Genomic DNA, 21,505 nt, shown 5'->3' on the forward strand with positions numbered 1-21,505 from the left:
CCGGTGTCGCCATCAATGTCCAGTGCGCCGAACCGCCGCAAGATCCTCACCAGCTCACCCAGCATCGGCGCCAGCCACATGCCAGCCGGCATGTCCAGCACGGCCTAGTAAAGGCCCGGTGCAAACGCTGGCGTTCACCCACCGTCAATCCCATCGTCTGGGCCTGCTGCGCCGCACCGGTTTCGCCGCTTCAACACGCCACTTCGCGGGCAGCATTTCTCTTTGGGACAACGAAGGGGGCAGGCGGGCATTGTTGGTGAGTCAACGCGCCGGGTTGACTGGTGCCGCCTTGAGTGCCAAGATAACGTTCGCATAAACCTCGGTAGGTGAGGCGTCTGCACGGACATAGGCCACTGACCTCGAACGTCGAGAGACGCCCCGGGTCAGGACAGCTCTTCCCGGCTTAAGGGTTGAGCCCAAGTGGCTTCCGGCTCAGCCGGATACGCCGTGTGGTGCCAAAGCTGTGACGAGAGGGGTGCCGCGCCCGGCTGAATCGCCGGGTTGCCTCATCCCCGGTGTGCGACTGTTGGCACCCCCGTGTGCCCTGGCCGTGAGGAGGTGAGAGCGAGATGAGTCGCGGTGATAGTCCCTATCCGAGTCCGATGAGCATTTCGTTCGGATCCGGCCCCGGCACCATTTCCACTATCTGAATCGGCTTGCGCCGCTTCGGTTCGCACTCGCCCGCGTCCCGCTTCGTGGACGTGCGTCTTTTTGGCGTGCTCTGACACGACCACAGCCGCAGCTTCAGTCTGCATTCCCCTTGAGGAGAAGTCCGATGTCTTTTGTGACCGCACAGCCAGAAATACTGGCGACGACAGCCAATGATTTGCGCAATATCGGCTCAGGGCTCGCCGCCCAGAACGCGGCCGCATCTACGCCTACGACAGGCGTGATTCCTGCAGCGGCCGACGAGGTTTCGGCGCTGACCGCGACCCAGTTCGTTGCGCACGCGCAGCTGTATCAAGCGGTGAGCGCACAAGCCGCAGCAGTTTGTGACCTGTTCGTGCGGACCTTAGCGGCCAGTGCCGTTTCGTACGCCGCCACCGAGGCCCTCAACACAATCGCGGCCGGCTAAAGGAAGTGTGTCCAATGACTGTCATGATCGATTTCGGCGCGTTGCCGCCGGAAATCAATTCCGCAAGAATGTATTCCGGCGCGGGCTCAGCGCCGATGCTTAGCGCCGCCGCGGCCTGGGACACGCTGGCCGCTGAATTGCGTTCGGCGGCAACCTCCTACAGCTCGACGATCTCGAGATTGAGCAGCGAAGGCTGGCGCGGCCCGGCGTCGATATCGATGGCGGCCGCCGCAGCACCTCTCGTCGCCTGGATGAACACGACTGGGATGCAGGCTGAACAAACCGCTACCCAGGCCACCGCAGCCGCGGGTGCCTATGAGACCGCGTACTCGATGACGGTGCCCCCACCGGTAATCGCGGCCAACCGTAGCCTTTTGAGCGCGTTGGTCGCCACCAACGTCTTGGGGCAGAACACGCCGGCGATCGCGACCACCGAGGCGCACTACGGCGAAATGTGGGCCCAGGACGCTGCCGCAATGTACGGCTACGCCGCCGCTTCGGCGGCCGCCTCGACGGTGACGCCATTCACCGCGCCACAACAGACAACCAATGCGGCGGGGCTGGACGGGCAGGCCGCGACGGTCAGCCAGGCCACTGCTACGTCGGCAGGCACGAGCACGCAGACGGCACTGTCACAGCTGACCTCCACGGTACCCACAAAGTTGCAGAGCCTCGCTTCACCCGCGTCGTCTTCGTCGTCGACGTCGGGACTTTCGGAAATCCTCGGCCAACTGACTGGCTCTGGTGGGTCTGGGAATTCACAGCTCAACGACTTCTGGAACCAGTGGGGGCCCAACGCGAACATCTGGAACACCATCTTCTCGTCCGGGTTTTACACGCCCAGTAACACATTGGGTGCCTTCACGAGTTTGTTGGGCGCCGGCGCAGCCGGGGGCGCCGCGGGAAACGCCATCGGAGAAGCTGTCACAACCGGCCCCCTCGGAGGCCTATTGGGTCTGACGAGCCTGGGACCCGGCGGCGCCGCATCCGCGGCCCTTGGACGGGCCGCGTCGATCGGCCCGCTATCGGTGCCCGCGAGCTGGACCGCCCTAACCCCACCCCCTAGCTCTCTTGCCTCAGGGCTGGGCGGCACGCCCCTCACCGCGGCTCCGGCAGGTGTGATGCCCATGATGCCCGGCATGCCGATGGCGAACACGGCCGGAAGCCACATAGGCAGTGCTCCCAAATACGGGCTCCGGCTCACCGTAATGGCCCGCTCACCCATCGCCGGATAGCAGATACGGGGATCGGCTGCGAGCCTCAGTTCGACGGCCCCAACCGCATAAGCAGTTCGGCCACGATTCACCGCTTATGTGGCACTCGATGATTTCTAGATAAGGAGACATTCAGATGACTACGCGTTTTACGACCGACCCGCACGAGATGCGCTCGATGGCAGGGCGTTTCGAAGTGCACGCCCGAACCGTGGAGGACGAGGCCCGCAAGATACTGGCGTCCTCGCAAAACATCGCCGGCGACGGCTGGAGCGGTAGCGCTCAAGCCACCTCCTACAACACCGTGAGCCAGATGAACACCGCCTTTCGCAATATCGTCACCATGCTGCACGGGGTGCGCGACAACCTGATTCGTGACGCCAGCAACTACGAGGACCAAGAACAGGCCTCCCAGCAGATCCTGGGCAACTAACTGCTTTGCACCCGTGAGGAGAACACCGATGACGATCAACTACCAGTTCGGCGACGTCGACGCCCACGGTGCGCTGATCCGCACCCAAGCCGCCACCCTAGAGGCTGAGCATCAGGCCATCATTCGCGATGTGCTTGCCGCCGGCGACTTCTGGGGCGGCGCGGGCTCACTGGCCTGCCAGGAGTTCATCACCCAATTGGGCCGCAACTTCCAGGTGATCTACGAGCAGGCCAACGCTCACGGCTCCAAAGTACAAACGGCCGGTTCCCACATGGCCAGCACCGACAGCGCCGTGGGCTCCAGCTGGGCCTAACCGCCTAACCCCAAGCGCGGCAGCCGTATTGCCGCTCCCGTGCTACCACCACCCACCACTGATCCACATGTTGCGCCAAGGAGAGATCCATGAACAAACCGGCGACCGAGACCCGACGACCGCTCCGCCTGCTCGGACTGCTGAAGACACCCGGCGGCCAAGTTGCCCGCCCTCCCACGAGGTCGCCGCGTTGCGCGCCCGGATCCGTGCCGACGACGCCGACGACGCGGCCTTCATTTTGCGCCAGTCCCACCCGGCGCCGTGTTCTGGAATTGATGCCCGCACCCCAGCGCTCCCACGGTGATCGCCCTTGTTGGGATTCAAACCCGCACAGCGCAGGCCGTTTGATGAACCTCGACATTGTCTCCTGCGAAACATGGGCGTCTGCAGCTGCACGTCCTCCACGAGCGCGGGCGGCTGGCCGGCGTGGTGTCAGTGATCGCACTTTGCAATCGAACCTTGCGGATGCGGTTGCGACACTGATGGATTCGAATCCCATCTTGGTGACTCCCGATGCCGATCTGATCGATGCCGCGGTATTGATAGCCGACTACAACTTACACACCATTTCGGTCGTCGATGACGAGGGTCAGGCGCTGGGGGTGGTGACCGTCGATGCCGTGCTCAGGCCACCATTCCCGACGACTGGCGCTAGCGAGCGCCCGGGCCACGCCTGGTTCGCGAAGACCTGACCTCGATGAGCAGCGAAGAAGGAGACTGGCTATGACACTCTTGGACCGCCCCACTTCCGACACAGTGTTGGCGGCGCCGCACGGCACCGCGGTGCTGGACAGCGCACACGTCGGCGACATCGAAGGTGCGCTGGGCCGAATCGGCCTCGGCGACAACGCCCGTCCGCGTAGCCTGAAAATCCGCCTAGCCACCATGCTGGCGATCATCGGGCCCGGCTTGATCGTGATGGTCGGCGACAACGACGCCGGAGGCGTCTCGACCTACGTGCAGGCCGGACAGAACTACGGCTACAGCCTGCTGTGGGTGCTGGTGTTGTTGATCCCGGTGCTGATTGTTAACCAGGAGATGGTGGTCCGGCTCGGTGCGGTCACCGGGGTCGGACACGCGCGGTTGATCAATGAGCGGTTCGGCCGCGGCTGGGGCTGGTTTTCCGTGGGTGACCTGTTCCTGCTGAACTTTCTGACCCTGGTCACCGAATTCATTGGCATCACCCTGGCGGCCGACTACATCGGCATCCCCCGATATGTGGTCGTCCCGCTGGCCGCGATCGCGCTGATCACCATCATGGCCACCGGCAGCTTCCAGCGCTGGGAACGCGCGATGCTCGCGTTCATCGCGATCACGCTGCTGCAAATCCCAATGTTGTTGATGTCCCATCCAGATGCGGGGCGCGCCGCGAAATCGTTTGTCATCCCGGGCATGCGTGGCGGAGTCACCTCGGACGCGGTGCTGTTGATCATCGCGATGGTCGGCACCACGGTGGCCCCGTGGCAGCTGTTCTTTCAGCAGTCCAACATTGTCGACAAGCGCATCACGCCGCGTTTCATCGGCTACGAGCGCGCCGACACCACACTGGGTGCCTTCGTCGTGGTGATCGGTGCGGCGGCGTTGATCATGACCGGCGACTGGGCCGCGCGGGCCACCAACAGCCGTGGGCGCTTCGCCGACGCCGGCACGGTTGCGCACCTGCTCGGCCAAATCAACACCACCCTCGGGTCGGTGTTCGCGATCGTGTTGCTCGACGCCTCCATCATTGGGGCGGCTGCGGTGACCCTGGCCAGCAGCTATGCCTTCGGGGATGTACTCGGGCTCAAGCATTCCCTGCACCGTGGCTTCGGTGACGCCAAGCCATTCTACCTGTCCTACACCGGGATGGTCGTGATCGCCGCAGCGATCGTGCTAATCCCCGGGGCGCCGTTGGGGTTGATCACGACCGGCGTGCAAGCGCTGGCCGGGTTGCTGCTGCCCAGCGCGACTGTCTTTTTGGTGCTGTTGTGCAACGACCGGGAAGTCTTAGGCCCCTGGGTGAACCGGCCGTGGCTCAACGTAGCGTCAGGGCTCATCGTCAGTGTGCTGTTGCTACTTTCGGGAATACTCATGGCCACGACCGTATTCCCCCGCCTCGACATCGTCTCACTCGCCGCCGACCTCACCGTCGGTATCGCCCTATGCTCCGCAACCGTTTTCGGTGTGCTGCGGTGGTATGGCCGCCACCGCCCGAAACACAATGGCCTGACCAGCCCCCCCCTTGACCTGGCCACAGCCCAACGGGCCACCTGGCGAATGCCGCCGTTGACCTCGTTGAAACCGGTGTCCTGGTCGGCCGGAACTCGGCTAGGCATGCTGGCCTTGCGTGGCTACCTCGTAGTCGGGGCGATTTTGCTCGTGGCCAAAGCCATCCAACTCGGTAGCACCTGACGACGACCGTGCGCGTCGGACGCAGCAGCTCACTTAGTGGCCTCGCCAGCGCGAGTGAGCTTCACCCAAACGCCCCCCCACGCACTTGTAACCGCAGCTTCACCGAGCAGACCTGCTTGCGAACTCTGTCGCCGCGCAACCAGGTCTGGGCAACAAAACCTTCACGCGCGTCGGCTGAGCGGGCTCGATCGAACAGCTGTCGGTGCCGTCCAAGCTGGACCGCGAGCGCCCCGCCAATGAACGCGCAGGCTTGAGCGGTGGGAAACATCTGAAGATTCCTCGCCGGCGGGTCGCGATCGATGGCATTGCTGGGATGCCGCTTAGACATCCTGGGGCCGGCCCATCGGGGTCCGTCAGATTACGGTGTAAGCGGCATCTTCGGTTAGGTGTTTCACTTTCCGGCATGCGGTCGGCGAAGCAGATCGCGAAGGCGTTCACTGCCAATCTTGAACGCATATCCATCGCTTCTGTCCTGTCCCGGTCAGGTGCAGTGACCGCGTGATTAAGTAGAGGTATTCGAGTGCAGCCTGATTGGTCGGGAAGCGGGAAGTGTCCGCGGACACGGATGGCCCAGCCGCGCTCAAAAAGCGGCGCGGTGTCCGTGGGCCACTCGAACAGCGTTGCGCTGAACTGGATCTCGGCGCAAATGGTTGGGACGTCGTCGCGTTATCCGGCAAACGGGGGGCGCGCCATCACCGTCGGGCGGATCCCGTAGCGCGGACCGGTGCCGCCCGAACTTCCGCCGACGCCCGCCAGCGGCATTCCGCCCAGCAGGTTTCCGGGCCCTGACGTGTCGGGCGTGGTGATGAAGCGGCTGACCGGGATCGATGATGCCCCCGAAGGGACCGCCGGGGTCGCGGCAGACCAGGTGGGCGGTACGGACAGCCCACCGACCGGTGCAGCAGAAGCCAAACTTGCCGATATGGCGCCGCCACCACCGGCCACGCCGCGCAGCGACGCGCCAACGGTGGGCAGGGCCGCGGCGGCCTTGGCGCCGTCGCTGGCGGCTTTGGCGGCGGGTGCTAGTGCCTTGCCGAGTGATTGAAAGTGCGTTGTCATGCCGGTAGCGCGATACATCATCGCGAGGGTGTTCTGGGTGGGGCTGGCGTATTGCGACCACAAGCTCACAAACTCGTTCTGTTTCAACGCATCCGAGATCGGTGTTGTGGATGCGGTTGATGAACTAGGTGATGCGAGGCTTTGCAGTGCAGAGGGCGTGGAGGATAACAGTTGCGTCTGCGCGTCCGTGCCGGCCGAGGTGCCGGCGGCTCGGGTGACCGCGGCGGCCTGCATGGCCTGTCCGGCGGGGTTGGTGGTTTGGGCCGGCTCGGTGAACGGCGTCACTTCGGCAGTTGGTGCGGTTTGGGCCGCGTAGCCGTACATCGCGGCGGCGTCTTGCGCCCACATTTCACCGTATTGGGCCTCGAGTTGGGTGATCAGCGGAATGTTTTGGCCGAGGACATTGGTGGAAATCGCCTGGGTGAGCAGGGTGCGGTTCGTTTCGATCAGTGGTGGGGGCACCGTGGCGGCGAACGCGGTCTCGTACGCCCCCGCGGCGGCTCTGGCTGATGTGGCGGCCTGTTCGGCTTGCGCCGCGCTGGTACGCATCCACGTCACATAAGGTTGGGCCGCCTCGGCCATTTGGGCTGATGCCGGGCCCATCCACCCTTCGCTGGTCAGTTGTGTGATGACGGTGTCGTAGGCGGTGGCTGCAGAGTCCAGCTCGGCGGCCAGCATGTTCCAGGCCCATGCCGCGGCCATCATCGATGCCGAACCGGGGCCGGAATACATGCGCGCAGAATTGAATTCGGGGGGTAGCGCTCCGAAATCCAGCACTTGTCACCCTCCTTAGCTGGCCGCGGCGGCGTTGATGGCTTCGGTGGCCGCATAGGAACCGGCGCCGAAGTGCAGCATTCTCACGAAGCTGTCGTGAATCATCGTGGCCTGGGCGCAGACGTTCTGATACATCTGGGCGTGCGTGGCGAACTGGGCCGCGATCAGCACTGAGACCTCATCGGTCGCCGCGGGAACCACGCCCATCGTCGGCGCCGATGCCGCCGCATTCTGTGCGGCCAGCGCCGCGCCGATAGTTGCCAGGTTCTGGGCTGCGGCGGATAACGCTTCGGGTTGGGTGGTCACGAACGACACGGTGATTTCTCTCCTCGCTGGTTCCGGTCAACGGTGTGGAAGGGCCGCTAAAGCCGCTCCTCCGCGAGGTTAAGTGCTGCGCGCGCAATAGTGTATGTCCAAAGACAAATGTTCATCGTCAGCTAGATTCAGTTCATAGCTGTGAACTGTGACGTACATATATGTTCTTAGAATCGCATATGTGTACAAACGTCCACGCTTGAGGGGTAGCCACCGCGGCCGCGGAACGGCATCGCGTTCGTGACTCCACGGCCGACGGTGTCGGCGGCGCTGGACGGTACTCGCGCACCAGTATCTGACCACGGTTTCGGGCGGCGTTGGGGTGCGTGCGACCGCCGTCGACAAGACGAAGGGACCCATTAGTGGACTACGGGGCGCTTCCGCCGGAGATCAACTCCGGGCGGATGTACGTTGGCGCGGGGTCGGGGCCAATGCTGGCCGCGGCCGCAGCCTGGGACGGGGTGGCCATCGATCTGTACACCACGGCAGCCTCCTACAGTTCGTTGATCGCCGAACTCACCGCCGTGTGGAGGGGTCCGGCCTCGGCGACGATGGCCGCCGCCTCGGCCCCGTATGCGGCGTGGCTGACCGCGGCGGCCGCGCAGGCTGAGCAGACGGCCGTCCAGGCGAAGGCCGCCGCGGGTGCCTACGAGGCGGCGTTCGCGATGACGGTTCCGCCGCCGGTGATCGCGGCCAACCGCGCGCAACTGATGATGCTGATCGCGACGAACTTCTTCGGCCAAAACCTGCCGGCGATTGCGGCCACCGAGGCCCAGTACGCCGAAATGTGGGCCCAGGACGCGGCCGCGATGTATGGCTACGCCGCGGCGTCAGCCGGCGCCTCAACGTTGACCACCTTCGACCGGCCGCCATCCACCACCAACCCGGCGGGGCAGGCCGGTCAAGCCACCGCGGTCGCCAACGCGGCCGAAACAAGCGCGCAATCCAGCGCGTCCACCTCGGGGCTGGCAAACCCAACATCGGCCTCCAGCGCAGTACTGAATGCATCGGCTGCGTCATCGGAATCATCCAAACCGGTGGCCTGGAAAGACTGGGTAAAAATGTATACCAGCGACCTTGGCATCCTATATTACCAACTGGGCGACTATGACCACTTTATGAAGCTCTGGCTAGGTGGGAGGCCGGCCGCCGCCAGCAAAGGAACTCAGGCCGCGGCGGCCGTGCCTCGTCTGGGTGGAACCCTGGGCGGAACCCTGGGCGGTGGCCCGACGTCCTCTGCCTCGCCCGTCTCGGCGGGTCTGGGCAGGGCGGCCACGGTGGGTCACTTGTCGGTGCCGCAGAGTTGGGCCGCCGCGGCACCGGCGACAAGCGCGGAAACAGCGCCCCCGGCGGTCAGCACCGTCAGCGCCGGCTCCGAGGCCAAGGGAAGCGGGTTGCTCCGCGGCATGCCGCTGACGGGCACGGGCCGGGCGGCTGGCGGCAAGATTGTCGGGCAGCGGTACGGGTTCCGCCCGATGGTGGTGGCTCGGCACGTCGTCGGCGGATAGACGCTTAGGGTCCGCGGCGCGGCGAACGCGCGGCGTGGGCCTACTTGCCGGACGTGAACCAGGCGACCTTCGCCTGCCAAGACCGGGCAGATCCATACGCGAAGCCAATGGCGCTCAGACAGGCGCACAACCAGACGGACAAGGCGATATCGGTGCCCGCCCAAGCGGTGCCGATTTGAATCACGCTCGCCGCCACCCCGAATCCCGCCGAGATCAGATAGAGGTCGACGGTCGTCGTTGAGCGGGGATCCGTCCGCAGGATCAGCAGCACTCGCCCGGCGTAGGAGAGCAGGTAGATCATCAGGGCACCCAGGACCAGCCAATAGGCCAGCAACCAGAAGTCGGCGGGGGCCGCGAAAAAGTCAAGATGATGGCCTTCGTCGGCGATGACGAACAGCGCCACCAGCAACGGAACCCCAATCCGTAGCGGGCGCGTCACGTGCTTGCGCAACAGCTCGCTCTCGTGGGTTTCGTCGACCAGGCGGATGAGTCCGTGGCGGATGATCGCCGTCACCGCGAAGATCCAGCAGATGTGGCCGAGCAGATGTTGTACGTTCCACAGCCCGAAGATGCGGTGCAGGAGCGGTCCGAGCGCGGCCGCGGCCCACTGCGACATCAGCAGCACCGCGCAGCCATGCAATGCGATGTTGCGGGTAGCGCCGGCCTCCCACCTCGAGCGCCAGGTGTCGCGCCGGATCCACAGGCTGCACAGCAGGGCGGCCAAGGTGGCGACGATGAGTGCGGTTTTGATCATTCAAACGGTCCCGGCAGTCCCGCTCAGACCGGCGGACTGTTGGGATCGGGACGAAGATCACGCAGCCTGGGCGGGCCGGCCTGGGACTCCACATACTCGGTGACCGAGTCGGGGTCGATCAAGCCGAAGCGGACTTGCAGGTCAACCGGATTCAACCCCAAATACTTGGCCGCCCTGATCAAGTTGTCCGCGGTAATCAACCTGCCTTCGCGAGCCGCCTTATAGTACGCGGACTTGCGGTAGCCGAACGCTTCGTAGACCTCGGTAGCCGCCAAAGGCCGACCGACCAGGTACGGCAGCACCACCGCCGGGTCCTTCGCACTGTCGTCCACAATTATGGACGATAGCGCCGTTCGACCGACCCCGCAAAAGAAGCGCGAGCCATTAATCGAACAGCGTCGCGCAACCGTGGATCTTTTCCAGGTCCAGCAGGGCGCGTTTGCGCTGCAGGCCGCCGCCGTAGCCCGTGAGGCTGCCGTTCGCGCCGATCACCCGGTGGCACGGCACGACGATCGCGATCGGGTTATGCCCATTGGCCAATCCCACCGCGCGCGCGGACCCCGCAGCGCCGATCTGCTCGGCGATGCGTCCGTACGACCTCGTCTCCCCTGTCGGGGGTGCGGCACTCGATATGCGACCTCGACGGCGGCCAATGGTTTACCGGAAGCTCAAGAATGACCCAAAGATATTGGATGGCCTAGGAACACCACGGGCGCCAACGGGCGGAGCGTTCGACGAAATCCACTGGGACTGGTTGAGTCGGCCTGGGGCGCGGTGCCGGTGTTGCCATCGGTCCGTTTCCCCAGGCCGCTCTCCGAACCCGCCGTGCGTGTTTCCACGCAGCGGGCTCTCCACGGCATCTGCCGTCAGGCGGGGTGTGCCACCGTCCAGGGGTTGGGGATCGTGTTGCCCCGGTAGCGGTACCGCGTGATGGGTACCGAGGCCAGGTTGAACAGTTCGATCCCGTCCGCCGAGGGTCTGGTCCACCGGCCATGCAGACCGGTGTGATGTCGGCGGATGTCTCTTCCATTCCAGCGGTGCAGCTTTCGGAACCATCGAATCACCCTGTGCCACACGAAGTTTTCCAGGGAGCTCATGGTGTGTTTAGCCACTGCATGCCGGAAGTAAGCCGACCAGCCGCGCATGATCTGGTTGAGCCGGATCAGCACGACCCTGGGTGGTTGCTGCGACAACCTGCTCGTCAGGGCACGTACCTTGTCCTTCAACGACCGGACGGGCCGGTCGGCGATGAAGGTGTAGACGTACCACTTGGTCGTTCCACGCTTGCGGCGCCACTGGATGTGGAACCCAAGGAAGTCTAACCCGTCACCCATGTGCACGATCCGGGTCTTGGCCTCGGAAAGCCGCAACCCCAGCGGAATCAGCACCTTGGCGATGTCTTCGCGCAAGGCTTCGACGTCGGCCTGGTTGCCGTGCACGAGGACGACGAAATCATCTGCATAGCGGACGATTCGCCAATTCGGCAGGTCCTTGGCGCGACGTCGGGCGCGTCGGCGAGGAGTGCTCATGATCCCGCCAGGCATCCACGGCCCGTGCACGTGCTCATCGAGCGCGCCCAAGGCGATGTTGGCCAACAGCGGGGACAAGATGCCTCCCTGCGGCGTGCCGGTGAAGCTGGCCTCACGGATGCCGAGTTCGGTCATCACCCCGGCCTTGAGGAACGCCTTCACCAGCGCGAGCACGCGCTTGTCCTTGACCCGTGCGCGCACCCGATCCATCAGGGCCGAGTGCTCGATCGAGTCGAAACACGCTTCGATATCCGCGTCCAGCACCCAGCGATAACCCTTGGTGCCGAAACGTTGAATCTCCGCGACCGCGTCGTGCGCTCGCCGCATCGGCCGAAACCCGTAAGAGACCGGCACGAAGTCGGCCTCGAAAATAGGTTCCAGCACCAGCTTGAGCGCCGCCTGAACCACCCGGTCGGCGACGGTGGGAATACCCAGCCGCCGCACCTTTCCGCTCCCACCGGGCTTGGGGATGATGCGTTCCCGTACCGGTAGCGGGCGGAACGAACCCGATTTCAACTGGGCTCGCAGGTCGATCAGGAAGCCGGCCACACCGACGGTGTCCTCCATCGTCACGACGGTCATGCCGTCCACGCCAGGAGTCTTCGCGCCGGTGTTGCCTGCGACCCGGTCAAACGCCACCAGCAGCGTCGCCGAGTCGCACACGAAGTTGAACAGATCATCGAACCTGCGGCCGGGATCGGCCGCTGCCCAATGGTGAAGCTTGGTCTGCATCCCCGATACCCGCGACCAAGGCCCCAGCGGGGCATCCTGATCGAGAGCGCCGGTATTCACTGGCGCATCTTCCGGCATTGCAGTGTCCTTCCCTTCTCGATAACCGCTGCCGCCCTTCCCCATGTGCCGGGCTTTCCCCGGCTCGAAGTACTACGGCGGCTCCGCCCCGTCCTGGACTGATCGGCTGTCGATGCGCCCAGCCGACGCCCCAAGACTGGATGCCCGGAACACCGGCGAGACCAGAACGGTTCCCGTGTTCACTGTGATTCGCTCGATGAAGGAGGAGCCCGACTCGGTCCCTGCGGCATCACCACGACTACCCCGCAGCACTTCACCGTGGTCTCCGGGTCGGTCGTTGAAGCCGACCCAGGAGTTCCCAACAACACGCTAAACATGTTGGGACGCACCGCTCTCGGCCCACATCCACCAGGTTCGAGCCGATCCAGCCTTGAGAGACGTAAACGCCGGTTCCTCTCGTACTCCTTTCCATCTCGCTCGCCGGACCCGCACCATCTGGCAGTGCTGACACGTTCCGACTTTGTCGGGGCCGCTTGCCACCCTCACCGGCATCACCCGGATCGGGCTGCCCCCAGCTTCACCGCCCTGCTGCGACAGGATCGGCAGAGGAGGTCTCACACCCCCTCTCGAATACACAGCGCCTCACGGCGCACTCAATGTATGGGCTCAGGACATTTTTGACGTTTTGCCGTCAGGAGATGCTTGACGATTTTGGGGGATGGCTCCTGCGCCGCTGACGTGAAACCGGGTGATGGGTTTGAGGTTTCGTCGGGGACGGACGGCGATCTCTTCCTCGCCGTGCAGTATGCGCAAGTGGGTGTCCTCGATGACGACGGTGACGATCTTGCCGCGGTGACGGGGACCGAGCTTGATGTTTTGGCCAGCGACCATGATCCGGCCGCTGTCGTGGACCTTGCGTTGAGCACGCAGCGATCCCGCGGGCATCGGTGGGGGTGGCAGCGGCGTGGCCGGTGGACGTGCGCCGCTCAGACGGCCCAGCTGCCCGGTGTCTATGGGGCAGGGCCAGGTGCCGACGAGGGCGTTGTCGATCACGGCGTGCATCAAGTGTCCGTCGAGGCGCAGCGTGACGCGCCGTCCGGCCCAGGCGAACCCGATTAGGTGGGTGGTGCCGGCGATCGAGACGGTGCCGTCTTTGGTGACGGTGCGTTCGATCTCCACCGCATCACCGGGCCGGATCACCGCGGTGCCGTTGGCGCGGCGTAACGCGGGGCGCTCGGGTTCGGGGCCGGCCGGCCGGGCCCCGCGCATCGCCATGTATCGCAGATCATCGGGAATGAGTCGAGAGCGCACCGTGCGCAGGACCTCGCCGTCGAGGCTGACGTGAATGCTGCGCAGATCGGCCCACACGTGCAGGGTTCGTCCGGCCAGGCTCTTATGCACGGCGACCGACTGGCGCCCGGAGCGGATCGTGACCTCTCCGCTGGGCGGGACCCGCACGTCGAACTCGAGGGCAGTGCCCGCAGCGGGCGGCAGCGGGGGTGGCTCGATCACATCGATCACCAGCGCCGCCGGGGCCGCAACCCCGGGAGCAGTGGACTGCTCGGCGTCGAGGCGAGTCGGGCCGTTGGGTCGAAACAAGCTGGCCGGCACCGCCATATCCAGCGCTTGATGCGGGCGCTGATGGTTATAGGCGGCGATCCAACCGTCGATCGCTTGCTGGGCGGCAACGATCGATTCGAACGGCGCCACGTGATCGAGGAACTCGGTGCGCAGCGTCTTGTGGAATCGTTCGATCTTGCCGGTCGTGGTCGGTGAGCGGGGCTTGGTCAGCCGCTGTTTGATGCCGTTGTCGCGGCAGATCTTCTCAAAGATCACCTCAACCGGCAGCGGCTTGATGAACCGCCCAGTGAACTGACCACCGTTATCGGTCAACACTTCGGCGGGCACCCCGTAGCGGCGCATCGCCGCGGTGAAAGCCTCAGCCACCTCCCGCGCGGACGGAGTGGCCAACACAGTGGCCACCACGACGAACCGGGAATGGTCATCGACGCCGGTCAATAGTTTGCACTCGCGCCCATCGGCCAACGGCACCCCGCCGACGATGTCGAGCTGCCACAGATGCATCGGCGCTTCGCGTTGCCAGCTCTTGTATTTGCGTTTGTGCTGCTGGGCTTGGGGATCGACCAGGCCATTGCGCACCAACACCCGATGCACCGTTGCCCGCGACGGCACTCGCTCCAGACCCTGACGTCCCAGTTCATGGCTGATCCGGCGAGCCCCCCAGCGCGGATGCTGCCGACGCATCTGACAGATCAGGGCCTCGACATCAGCGCACAACATGCTCGGGCTGGAATGCGGCCGACGAGACCGATCAGCCAGCCCATCCATGCCCTCCTGTTTAAACCGCGCCCGCCACGAGTCCAGCGACTGGCGCGTCGTGCCGTAGCGCAACGCGACCTCACCGATCGGCGAGCCACCCAGCACCTCGCACACCGCCCGATACCGGTACTCCACCAACCCCTGCTGATCCACAACCCCGCCCACCCCGACACCAACAAAGCCGGACCGAACAAGATCACGAATAAGGCCGAAACGTCAAGCGTCTCTTGAGAACAGACCGTCAAAGATCTCTTGAAACCAAACACCGACAGGGACTCGCCAAAACTGCCAACTAACCTGAGTCCTGCGGGTAAGACAAAACCGCGCACCTGCTCGTTGTCAATCGTCGAGTTCTGGCCCATTCCGGCAAGTGGCGAGCGGCGTGGTCGCCGTCGCAGGATCAACCGCACCTGCTCGCCGCCCTGGACCAGGTGACCCGTGAACTCGGCGGCGTGACCCGAGTCTGGAGATTCGACCGAATGGCCACCCTCTGCGACCCCGGAAACGGCCGAGTCACGGCCGCATTCGCCCGGGCGGCCAAACACTACGGGGAGCCGTGGCGTTCGGCCCGACGCGCCTTAGTCATCAGACGGCCCCTCCGGCCCGACACGCTGTGGCCGATGGCCGTTTACACCTCATTATTGCAATCCCGGACCTAGGGAACACGATCCGGGTACGTCCCCCCTGATGATGTTCGCCAAAGGTCGATTCATAGTGATATTGCGATGTATCTATGTTACGGTCGAATGAGTAGTAGATGAAATGCGCCCGACAGGGCCGAACACGAGGAGGAAGTTGATGTTTCCGCATGCGCTAGCGGCGAAGGCGGCCGCTACGGTGTTCACGGGATTGGTGGGCGTGAGTGCCTATGAGCTGTTGCGTAAGGCGGCTGGTGGGGCGCCGGTGCGTCGGGCGACGGTCGCGGCCGCGGAGTTGAGTTTGCGAGGGACGCGTCGCGCAGAAGTGGTAGCGGAGTCGGCTCGGCTGAAGGCGGCTGACGTGGTCGCCGAGGCGCGTGAACGCATCGGCGAAGAGGCTTCCCCACCGGCTGCGGCCGCGGTCCACGACCACGACCACTGATCGCTGTTATGACTGTTGTCGAGGACACCGCCGTAGAAATTCTCTCCGATGCGGCGGGGCGGATGAGATTGCATGTTCCGTGGGTTCGTTCGGATTCCCGTCGTGCGGTGGCCGTCGAAGACAAGGTGGACAAGCAGACCGGGGTGCGCGCGGTGCACGCCTATCCCCACACCGGATCGGTCGTGGTGTGGTATTCACCCAAGCGTTGCGATCGCTCGGCGATCATGGCGGCCATTGCGGCGGCCAAAGACGTTGCAGCTGAGCTGATTCCCGCGCGTACGCCGCGCTCGGCGGACGTCCGCAACACTGAGGTACTGCGCATCGCGATCGGCGGGGCGGCGCTGGTGTTGTTGGGTGTGCGCCGCTACGGTTTCCGCCGCCCGCCGCTGCTGGGCCCCAAGGGTCAGTTGGTGGCCACCGGCGCGACGGTGTTCATGGGCTATCCGTTCTTCCGCGGGGCGCTACGCTCGCTTCGTTCTGGCCGCGCCGGCACCGACACGCTGGTGACGGTGGCCACGGTGGCCAGCATGGTGTTGCGGGAGAACGTGGTCGCACTGACCGTGCTGTGGCTACTCAATATCGGCGAGTACCTGCAGGACCTGACGCTGCGCCGCACCCGGCGGGCCATCGCCGACCTGTTGCGCGGCACCGCGGACACCGCCTGGATCAGGGCCAATGATGGCAGCGAAGTCCAAGTCCCCATCGATACCTTGCAAATCGGCGACGAGGTCGTCATTCACGATCACGTGGCGATCCCGGTGGACGGCGAGGTGCTCGACGGCGAAGCGGTGGTCGACCAGTCGGCGATCACCGGAGAGACGTTGCCGGTCGGCATGGTCGTCGGCTCCCGTGTACACGCCGGATCGGTGGTGGTACGCGGACGCCTGGTGGTGCGCGCGGCCGCGGTGGGCAGCGAAACCACGATCGGGCGCATCATTTCCCGCGTCGAAGAGGCCCAACACGACCGGGCACCGATTCAAACCGTCGGTGAGAACTTCTCGCGCCGATTTGTCCCGATCTCGTTCATCGTGTCCGCGGCAACTCTGCTGCTGACCGGCGACATCCGGCGCGCGATGACCATGCTGTTGATCGCGTGCCCATGCGCGGTGGGATTGTCGACCCCGACCGCGATCAGCGCCGCGATCGGCAACGGGGCGCGCCGCGGCATCCTGATCAAGGGCGGGTCACACCTCGAACAAGCCGGGCGAGTGAACGCCATCGTGTTCGACAAAACCGGGACGCTGACCGTTGGGCGCCCCGTCGTGACGAATGTTGTTGCCTTCCAGAAGGACTGGCAACCCGAAGAGGTCCTGGCCTACGCGGCCAGCTCAGAGATCCACTCACGTCATCCGCTCGCCGAAGCGGTGATCCGCTCGACCACCGAACGCCACATCACGATCCCGCCGCACGAACAGTGCGAAGTGCTGGTCGGCCTGGGCATGCGCACCTGGGCTGATGGCCGCGTTTTGCTGCTGGGTAGCCCCTCGCTGCTGCGTGCCGAAAAAGTCCGCGTGTCCAAGAAGGCAACCGAGTGGGTCAACAAACTGCGCCGCCAGGCCGAGACCCCGCTGCTGCTTGCCGTGGACGGCACGCTGGTCGGGCTGATTAGCCTGCGCGACGAAATCCGCCCCGAGGCCGCCGACGTGCTGAACAAGTTGCGCAGCAAGGGCATTCGGCGCATCGTGATGCTGACTGGTGATCATCCGGATACCGCCGAGGTGGTGGCCGGCGAACTCGGTATCGACGAGTGGCGCGCCGAGGTGCTACCCGAAGACAAGCTTCAGGCGGTGCGCCAACTTCAAGACGAAGGTTACGTCGTCGCGATGATCGGTGACGGCGTCAATGACGCGCCGGCACTGGCGACCGCCGATATCGGGATCGCCATGGGGCTGGCCGGCACCGACGTCGCCGTGGAAACCGCCGATATCGCACTGGCCAACGACAACCTGCAGCGCCTGCTTGACGTACCCGATCTGGGTGCACGAGCCGTCGCGGTGATCCGGCAGAACTACGGCATGTCCATCGCCGTCAACTCCGTCGGTCTGCTCATGGGCGCCGGAGGGGCCCTATCGCCGGTGCTCGCCGCGATCCTGCACAACGCATCCTCGGTCGCGGTGGTCACCAACAGCTCTCGACTCATCCGCTACCGCCTGATGAACGGTCAAACCGCGACCGCGAACGAACACTCAACGGGGGCGCCTGTCGGCACCACCCGTCAGCAAGCCGCGGTGTCGTCCCCGGTCGCCAATTGATTGCCCATGCTGTCGCGCCTCCCCGCAGCGCCATCCTTAAAGGGCGCGTGTCTGGGCTCACGGGCCTCCCGTTCGAGTGGGCCGCTTAACGCCTGAGGCCGAGGAGCGCCCGGTGAGAAAGGGGAGCACAAGTGAGTGGACCAAAGCCGTCGGCTGAGCAGGTCGGGTCGCACCCGGTTATGCATCTCTCAGAGTTGCTGCACGCGCCGGTCCTGGCCCGGTCGGGCGAGGCTGTGGGCCGGGTGCAGGACGTGATCGTGCGGCTGCGCGGCGCCGACGAGTATCCGTTGGTGAGTGGGATCGTCGCTGTGGTGGGGAGGCGGCGGGTGTTCATCGGCAGCCCCTCCATTTCTCAGTACGCCCCAGACCGCGTGGTATTGGCGACACACAAAATCGATCTGCGCGGTTTCGAACGCCGCGACGGCGAGGTGTTGCTGCGCGCTGATGTGCTAGGACACCGGTTGATCGATGTGGCTGCCGTGGAGTTGGTACGCGCCTATGACGTGGAGCTCGAAGATACCGGCGGCGGGTGGGTGCTTGCCCGTCTGGATACCCGCCGCCCGGCGCGGTTCTTCGGACTAGTCAAAAGTCGGGGTGGGCATGCGGCCCGAGATTGGAAGGCATTCGAACCACTGATCGGCCACGCCCGCTCCGGTGCATCGCGACGTCAGTCAGGCCGGCTCGGCGGGTTCAAACCCGCCGACATCGCTGATCTTCTCGAAGACGCTGACAAAGCCGAGGGTGGGGAGATCCTCGACCGGGTCCGCAGCGACCCGGAATTGGAAGCCGACGTGTTCGAAGAACTCGACCCTGACAAGGCCAGCCGATTGCTCAATGACATGGCCGATGACGAGGTCGCCGCACTATTGGGCCGGATGCGCGCCGACGACGCCGCCGACGCGATCGCAGACCTGCGTCAATCGCGGCGCCGGCGCGTCCTGGAGCTGATGCCGGGCCCGCAGCGCACGAAGGTGATCACCCTGATGGGCTTTAACCCCGACAGTGCCGGCGGCCTGATGAACGTCGACTTCGTCTCCTGCGCCGCAAGCACCACTGCCGGCACGGCGCTGGCACTGATCGCGGGCGCCACGACGATACAGCCCGAGGCATTGGTCAAGATGCATGTCCTTGATGAAGACAACCGCCTGGCTGGTGTCGTGTCGGTGATCGACCTGCTGCAAGCCGAACCCGGTCAAACCGTTGAAGCACTGATGGATTGCGACCCAATTCGAATCGGCGCTGAAGCCGATCTGACCGACGTCGCCCTATTGATGGCCGACTTCAACCTCTACTCCATCCCCGTCGTCGACGGCCAGGACCGCGTGCTCGGGGTTGTCACCGTCGACGACGTGCTAGAAGCCACCATCCCCGAGGATTGGCGTCGCCGCGAACCCGCCCCCCGCCCGGTCCGCGAAATCACCCCACCGCATGACGATCGCGACGCGCCTGCACCAGAGAGTGAGGCGCCGTGACCTCCGGCGAGAAGGCCACCGGCCACGCAGCAGCGACTCACCGATCCGAGTCGCCACCACCGAAGCGCACCGCTGTGCTTGACTCGGCTCACCTCGGTAATATCGAGGGCGCCTTCGGGCGCATTAACGTCGCGGAAACCGACCATCCCCGCACTTTCAAGACGCGGCTGCTGACGCTGCTTGCCATTATCGGTCCCGGAATCATTGTGATGGTCGGCGATAACGATGCCGGCGGGGTGGCCACCTACACCCAAGCTGGCCAAAATTATGGCTACTCCCTGCTGTGGGTGCTACTCCTGCTCATCCCGGTGCTCATCGTCAACCAAGAGATGGTGGTCCGGCTCGGCGCGGTTACCGGCGTCGGACACGCCCGCTTGATCAACGAACGCTTCGGCCGCGGCTGGGGCTGGTTCTCCGTCGGCGACCTGTTCCTGCTCAACTTCCTCACGATCGTCACCGAGTTCATCGGCATCACTTTGGCCGCCACCTACATCGGTATCTCCAAATACATTGTCGTTCCGGTCTCAGCGATCGCGCTCATCGCGATCATGGCCAGCGGCAGCTTTCGCCGGTGGGAGCGGGCTATGTTCGTCTTCATCGCCATCACTTTGGTGCAGATCCCAATCCTGTTGATGGCGCACCCACAGTGGGCCCAGGCCGCCAAATCATTTGTGGTGCCGAACATCTCCGGTGGCGTGACCTCGGATGCGGTGCTTTTGATCATTGCCATCGTCGGCACCACCGTGGCGCCTTGGCAGCTGTTTTTCAGCAGTCCAACGTCGTCGACAAGCGCATTACACCTCGATTTATGGGCTACGAGCGCGCCGATACGGTGTTGGGGGCGTTCATCGTGGTGATCGGCGCCACCGCGCTGGTCATGATCGGCGATTGGGCGGCGCGCTCCACTGGCACAGCAGGTGGTTTCACCGACGCCGGCGCCATCTCGCATCTGCTGGGCCAACACAATTCGACGCTCGGCTGGTTGTTCGCGATCGTGCTGATGGACGCCTCGATCGTCGGCGCCGCCGCAGTGACCCTGGCCACCAGCTACGCCTTTGGCGACGTATTCGGCCTGAAACACTCGCTGCACCGGGGGTTCGCCGATGCCAAACCGTTCTACCTTTCTTACAGCGCGATGGTGTCGTTTGCGGCGGCGATCGTGCTGATTCCTGGCGCCCCCCTTGGGTTGATCACCACCGCCGTGCAGGCCCTCGCTGGCTTGCTGTTGCCCAGCGCCAGCGTGTTCCTCCTGCTGCTGTGCAACGACCGGGAAGTATTGGGCCCCCTGGGTGAATCGGCCCTGGCTCAACTGGGTTGCCGGGCTGATCGTCGGCGTCCTGCTGTTGCTGTCGGGAATCCTGATGGCGACTACCTTGTTCCCCGGCCTCGACGTGATCGTTGTCGCCGGCTACCTGGCACTGACCTTGGTCATACTCGCCGCAGCCACGGTACCGGCACTTCGTTGGATGGGTCGCCGCCAGCCCTCACCACCGGCGGCATCGAGCCCGGCGCGGCCTATTGACCGCAATAGCTGGCGAATGCCACCACTGACCTTGTTAGAGCCCGTGACGTGGTCGCCAGGGACCCGTCTAGGCATGATTGCGCTGCGCGGCTACCTCGTCGTCGGCGCCGTCCTGCTCATCGTCAAGGCTGTCCAGCTCAGCGGCCGATGAATTTGGGCCAATCCGAAAGGTCACCAAATGAGCACGCCACGCAACGGGCGATTCGCCGCCGAAGCCAAATACCTACCGCACTACAACGACATCCAACAGATCACCGGAACGCCATCCTCGCCACCATTGCGGCCGCTCTGGCAGTGCCGTTCATGATCATCGAATGTCGATGATGTTGCGCGCGCACCAGCCGAAATCATGTCGGTGGTCCGCAACGCTCCCGCGTTAAAAGACCTTTGACACCCTGAGGGAAAACCAGTGGCCCAAACGAATATGTCTCGTGGGAAACGGTCGACGACCAGCATAATACTGCTCTTTGCTGCGGCGCTGCAAGGACAAGGACCGTGTGTGGGGCTACGACATCGTTGTTTGGCTTGCCACGGGTTGAGCGTGCGAGCGGCGCGCCGGCGAGGTCTGGGTGGTGCAACGTGTTCACGGCTGACGAAACGGCGGCGGCCTGCCCGGGTGTGGGGTGGTGCCCTCCTCGGTCAAAGAACGGGTGTTGACGTCGCCGAATGGCATCCCCTACGGGGTGGGATTGCATCCGAACCGCTGCTCCGCGTAACTCTCTGT

16 protein-coding genes, 4 pseudogenes and 1 riboswitch are annotated in these 21,505 nt (G+C 64.6%); of the genes and pseudogenes, 12 read left to right on the forward strand and 8 right to left on the reverse strand.

Annotated features, from left to right (window positions below; genetic code table 11):
* Positions 1-311: 311 nt before the first annotated feature.
* Positions 312-482: riboswitch (M-box (ykoK) riboswitch) on the forward strand.
* A gap of 293 nt (positions 483-775) precedes the next feature.
* From W7U_RS17390 to W7U_RS17415, 6 genes are all read left to right on the forward strand, one after another.
* Positions 776-1,075: a PE family protein gene (locus W7U_RS17390; RefSeq protein WP_036429503.1), complete on the forward strand. Its 300-nt coding sequence runs from the start codon at positions 776-778 to the stop codon at positions 1,073-1,075.
* Between the two features lie 14 nt (positions 1,076-1,089).
* Complete coding sequence (locus W7U_RS17395; RefSeq protein WP_008260714.1) at positions 1,090-2,310, forward strand: PPE family protein; 1,221 nt, start codon at positions 1,090-1,092, stop codon at positions 2,308-2,310.
* A gap of 115 nt (positions 2,311-2,425) precedes the next feature.
* A complete protein-coding gene (locus tag W7U_RS17400) occupies positions 2,426-2,722 on the forward strand; it encodes a WXG100 family type VII secretion target (RefSeq protein WP_008260715.1) in 297 nt (98 codons plus the stop codon).
* 28 nt (positions 2,723-2,750) lie between these two features.
* Positions 2,751-3,035: a WXG100 family type VII secretion target gene (locus tag W7U_RS17405; protein ID WP_008260719.1), complete on the forward strand. Its 285-nt coding sequence runs from the start codon at positions 2,751-2,753 to the stop codon at positions 3,033-3,035.
* Between the two features lie 347 nt (positions 3,036-3,382).
* Complete coding sequence (locus W7U_RS26795) at positions 3,383-3,727, forward strand: CBS domain-containing protein (protein ID WP_225325986.1); 345 nt, start codon at positions 3,383-3,385, stop codon at positions 3,725-3,727.
* A 31-nt stretch (positions 3,728-3,758) separates the two neighbouring features.
* Positions 3,759-5,426 (forward strand): NRAMP family divalent metal transporter, encoded by a 1,668-nt coding sequence (locus tag W7U_RS17415; protein ID WP_008260722.1) that lies wholly within the window; start codon positions 3,759-3,761, stop codon positions 5,424-5,426.
* Positions 5,427-5,813: 387 nt separating this feature from the next.
* On the opposite strand, the pseudogene W7U_RS26270 reads toward W7U_RS17415, so the two are convergent.
* From W7U_RS26270 to W7U_RS17425, 3 genes and pseudogenes are all read right to left on the reverse strand, one after another.
* A pseudogene (locus W7U_RS26270) lies at positions 5,814-5,968 on the reverse strand (IS256 family transposase); the annotation flags it as partial.
* A 124-nt stretch (positions 5,969-6,092) separates the two neighbouring features.
* Positions 6,093-7,262 (reverse strand): PPE family protein, encoded by a 1,170-nt coding sequence (locus W7U_RS17420; RefSeq protein ID WP_008260723.1) that lies wholly within the window; start codon positions 7,260-7,262, stop codon positions 6,093-6,095.
* A 12-nt stretch (positions 7,263-7,274) separates the two neighbouring features.
* Positions 7,275-7,574 carry a PE family protein gene (locus W7U_RS17425; protein WP_008260731.1) on the reverse strand — a complete coding sequence of 100 codons (300 nt, stop codon included), beginning with the start codon at positions 7,572-7,574 and terminating at the stop codon, positions 7,275-7,277.
* Positions 7,575-7,936: 362 nt separating this feature from the next.
* Between W7U_RS17425 and W7U_RS17430 the strand changes: the two genes are divergently transcribed.
* Positions 7,937-9,082, forward strand: a complete 1,146-nt coding sequence (locus W7U_RS17430) for a PPE family protein (protein ID WP_008260733.1) — start codon at positions 7,937-7,939, stop codon at positions 9,080-9,082.
* 40 nt (positions 9,083-9,122) lie between these two features.
* Here the strand turns inward: W7U_RS17430 and W7U_RS17435 are convergent, their stop codons facing one another.
* The 5 genes and pseudogenes from W7U_RS17435 to W7U_RS17455 form a co-directional block, all read right to left on the reverse strand.
* On the reverse strand, positions 9,123-9,836 hold the full coding sequence (locus W7U_RS17435) for a hypothetical protein (protein ID WP_008260734.1): 714 nt from the start codon (positions 9,834-9,836) through the stop codon (positions 9,123-9,125).
* 23 nt (positions 9,837-9,859) lie between these two features.
* Positions 9,860-10,168, reverse strand: a complete 309-nt coding sequence (locus W7U_RS17440) for a hypothetical protein (protein WP_008260736.1) — start codon at positions 10,166-10,168, stop codon at positions 9,860-9,862.
* 52 nt (positions 10,169-10,220) lie between these two features.
* Positions 10,221-10,445, reverse strand: a pseudogene (locus tag W7U_RS17445) (MGMT family protein); the annotation flags it as partial.
* A 257-nt stretch (positions 10,446-10,702) separates the two neighbouring features.
* Positions 10,703-12,220 carry a group II intron reverse transcriptase/maturase gene (ltrA, locus tag W7U_RS17450; RefSeq protein WP_306454289.1) on the reverse strand — a complete coding sequence of 506 codons (1,518 nt, stop codon included), beginning with the start codon at positions 12,218-12,220 and terminating at the stop codon, positions 10,703-10,705.
* A 561-nt stretch (positions 12,221-12,781) separates the two neighbouring features.
* The gene (locus W7U_RS17455) at positions 12,782-14,620 is read right to left on the reverse strand and encodes an IS481 family transposase (protein WP_101930931.1); all 1,839 of its coding nucleotides are present in this window, start codon (positions 14,618-14,620) and stop codon (positions 12,782-12,784) included.
* Between the two features lie 152 nt (positions 14,621-14,772).
* On the opposite strand from W7U_RS17455, the pseudogene W7U_RS26800 reads away from it, so the two are divergent.
* From W7U_RS26800 to W7U_RS17475, 5 genes and pseudogenes are all read left to right on the forward strand, one after another.
* A pseudogene (locus W7U_RS26800) lies at positions 14,773-15,006 on the forward strand (IS21 family transposase); the annotation flags it as partial.
* A 247-nt stretch (positions 15,007-15,253) separates the two neighbouring features.
* The gene (locus tag W7U_RS17460) at positions 15,254-15,535 is read left to right on the forward strand and encodes a DUF1490 family protein (RefSeq protein WP_008257367.1); all 282 of its coding nucleotides are present in this window, start codon (positions 15,254-15,256) and stop codon (positions 15,533-15,535) included.
* Between the two features lie 8 nt (positions 15,536-15,543).
* Complete coding sequence (gene ctpC, locus W7U_RS17465; RefSeq protein ID WP_036429508.1) at positions 15,544-17,787, forward strand: manganese-exporting P-type ATPase CtpC; 2,244 nt, start codon at positions 15,544-15,546, stop codon at positions 17,785-17,787.
* 179 nt (positions 17,788-17,966) lie between these two features.
* The gene (locus W7U_RS17470) at positions 17,967-19,259 is read left to right on the forward strand and encodes a CBS domain-containing protein (RefSeq protein ID WP_008260758.1); all 1,293 of its coding nucleotides are present in this window, start codon (positions 17,967-17,969) and stop codon (positions 19,257-19,259) included.
* A gap of 74 nt (positions 19,260-19,333) precedes the next feature.
* Positions 19,334-20,932 (forward strand): annotated as a pseudogene (locus W7U_RS17475) (Nramp family divalent metal transporter).
* Positions 20,933-21,505: the final 573 nt, after the last annotated feature.

The sequence above is a fragment of the Mycobacterium sp. H4Y genome, assembly GCF_000364405.1.
GTDB lineage: Bacteria > Actinomycetota > Actinomycetes > Mycobacteriales > Mycobacteriaceae > Mycobacterium > Mycobacterium intracellulare.